2 protein-coding genes are annotated in these 3,113 nt (G+C 43.1%); both read right to left on the bottom strand.

Annotated elements, in window-relative coordinates:
- The coding region (locus IQ260_RS29250; RefSeq protein WP_193996580.1) for a response regulator at window positions 1–1,918 on the bottom strand (1,918 nt) is incomplete at its 3' end.
- Window positions 1,919–1,997: 79 nt separating this feature from the next.
- On the bottom strand, window positions 1,998–2,666 hold the full coding sequence (locus tag IQ260_RS29245) for a response regulator transcription factor (RefSeq protein ID WP_193996579.1): 669 nt from the start codon (window positions 2,664–2,666) through the stop codon (window positions 1,998–2,000).
- Window positions 2,667–3,113 lie beyond the last annotated feature (447 nt).

Genomic DNA, 3,113 nt, shown 5'->3' with positions numbered 1-3,113 from the left:
GAATAATTTGAGGTTCTAAATCAATACGATCACGAGGAAAGAGAACTAAGATAGATTGTCCAATGGCTTCAGCTTCTGTATAACCAAACAAAGTTACGGCAGCAGGATTCCAACTGGTAATCGTGCCATCCAGGCGCTTGGTAATAATGGCATCATCGGTTGATTCGACCACATCAACTAGCAGACGAGCACTTTGCTGACTCTGTTTATACTGAGTAATGTCTTGTATTAGGGAAAGGACGGTAAAGTGTCCCTCTGCATTGGGCAAGACAGACGTTGAAATAGCAATCGTACATCGTTGGCCATCTTTGCATTGAATCTCAGCTTCTTTAGCCATCAGGGTATCCCCTGTCCGTAATTGCTCCATATAGCTGCCTACGTATGTTCGCAGGTCTAGGCCCTTAGGTACTAGACCTGGAATCACTCCCAAACGGTTAATTTCTTCAAGGGAATAACCAGTAATAACGTTCATTTTCTGATTCCAAACCGTGTGGCGCATAAACGGAAACTCGTCTATTTGATGACACACACACAATCCTTCGGCCATGTTTTCAAGAATTTGTTGACGGAATATATTTTCTTTTTGGAGTTTCACCTCAGCTAACTTGCGGTTGGTAATATCTCGTGCAAACGCTAGCGCATAGGCTATGCCATCAAATTCTAGATAGTTGGCAGTCACTTCAACAGGATAGACCTCTCCACTTTTAGACTGATTCTGGGACTCAAGGGTCACGGCAGGCTGTTGTTCAATTTTTTGCCAGATTTGACCCCAATCTTCAGGTGAGATCGTGGGATAAATATCGGTTATAGAAAGTGTCAGCAGCTGGTCTCGGGTATAGCCTGATTTGCTACAGGCTGTGTTATTGACATAATGAAAATGACCATCTGAACGAATCATGAAAACACAGTCAGCAGCCAGATCAACGGCTGATTGTGTCATCATTAGGGCCTTGGTTCGTTCTTCAACTTTAGCTTCTAATACTTGATTGAGCTGCTGGAGCTGTTGCTGAGCCTCGCTGCGTTCGATCTCAAGCTGTTTGCGATCGCTAATGTCTTGAATAATGGCCAAACAATGGGTATCTTGCTCTTCCGGTAGACAAACAAGATAAACCGTTGTATCTGCCCAAAAGAACGTTCCATCCTTGCGAAGATAGCGTTTTTCTACCTTAAAACTCTCAATCTGACCTGAGAAAAGTTGGCGTATTTTCTCAACAGACTTAGGTGCATCGTCAGGATGACTGATATCATTGACCGTCATCTTCAATAATTCGGCTTGACTGTAGCCCGTCATCTTGCAGAAATAGGGATTTACCAAGGTTAACTGACCCGTTTGCATGTCAGATTCGGCAAATCCCACAGCGGCTTGCTCAAATGCGGCTTTGGTTCGGGCTTCAATCCGCCGATGGACCGCTTCAATCCGTTTGCGATCGCTACCCTGATAAATACCCTCTACAGCGTTGTCATGAATAGCTCGGTACTTTGTCTCCGTTGCCCGTAAGGTTGATATAGTTTGTTTATGGTTTTGTTTATGGTTTAAACGCTCTCTAGCATTCTTGATCTCATGCTGTAGAATTTCTGGCAAAAGTGCCAGGTTATCCCTCATCAAATAATCATGGGCACCTGCTTTGATCATCTCCACAGCCAGGCGTTCACCCACAGTATCCGAAATCACGATACATGGAATATCGAACTGACTTTGATGAACAGCAGTTAGGATGGCAAGGGCATCAAAGCCTGGCAAATCATAATCTGCAATAATCGCATCCCAGGAGTGGTCAGCTACTGCTGTGCCAAATTCTGCCGCTGTTTTCACCCATTGCCAAACAGGATAAAGTCCGCCATTGTGTAATTCTTCCAATACTGGAAATAGGTTATTTTCTGACGCTACGCTAAATAGAACATTTAGGCGTTCATGCATGCTCACAATGCTCCAAGCAATCTAATGCTGTTCTTGGATATGAGATAATGTTGTTTTTTAAGGGAATACTTCATTCTCGCTAAATAGGCATACGATATCCCATGCCTCTAACTGTTTCGATCAGATTGCTTCCCAGTTTTTTACGTAGATAGCCGACATATACGTCTACAATATTCGAGCCGGGAGCATAATCATATCCCCATACCCGATCCAGTAGCTGTTCACGACTGAGCACCTGTCCAGGTGAGTTCATAAAGGTTTCCACCATCGCAAATTCACGGGCTGACAGTTCAACGGTGTGCTCTCCAACTGTCACCAAACGCGTGCGCAGGTTCAGTACAATACCCTGGTGGCTTAGTATCCATTCATGTTCAGGATTGGTGGGCATTGTCGTCCGTATCCGCACTCGAATACGAGCTAATAATTCTTCAAAACGAAATGGTTTAGTAACATAGTCGTCAGCCCCTAGATCAAATCCTGCAAGCTTATCGGACATCGTGTCACGGGCAGTCAAAATTACAATTGGCAGCCGACATCCTTGACCACGTAATTCTTCGAGTACTGACAAGCCTTCCTTTCCAGGCAGTCCCAAATCGAGGATAAGCAGATCAAAGTCACCCTCTAACGCATGGGTAAGTGCTTCAGGGCCTGTGGTTGCAAGCTTAGTTATAAATCCATTTTTTTGAAGTCCCTGCTCTAAAAAAAAAGCGACGCGAACTTCATCTTCAGCAATTAAAATTCGTCTCATCGGCAACTTTCTTAATAAGCAAGCTCTATTAGCAGCTAATATATGGCTAGTTTTAGCGTAAAAACTTAATTTTCGTTAAAACTATCCTTTTAGAATACCAATTCTCTATTACCAATTGGTATACCCTCATAGCAAATTAATCTGTACCGAACTTATTGGCGTTACTGATTTAAAGAGTGAACCGATCTGTGAAATACTCTGCTAGCTGATATTTGGATCGGCAGCGCCAACTTATTTAAAAAATTTCTCATGAAAATAATTTCTATGAGCATATTCTAATATTCCATTCATGCAGATTTTAAAGACGTTGGGCATAAGAACTCACGGTTCGCTTAAATTTAGGAAGGGTTGCCTAAATTATCCGGTGAGTGAGAGGTAGATATCATCCGAAGCCTTCAACAACTGCAGAATGCGCTGTTGCCGCTCAGATAAAGCAGAGAGAAAATA

This window comes from Leptolyngbya cf. ectocarpi LEGE 11479 (assembly GCF_015207065.1).
Lineage (GTDB): Bacteria > Cyanobacteriota > Cyanobacteriia > Phormidesmidales > Phormidesmidaceae > Leptothoe > Leptothoe ectocarpi.
This window is presented reverse-complemented; position numbering and strand designations above follow the sequence as displayed.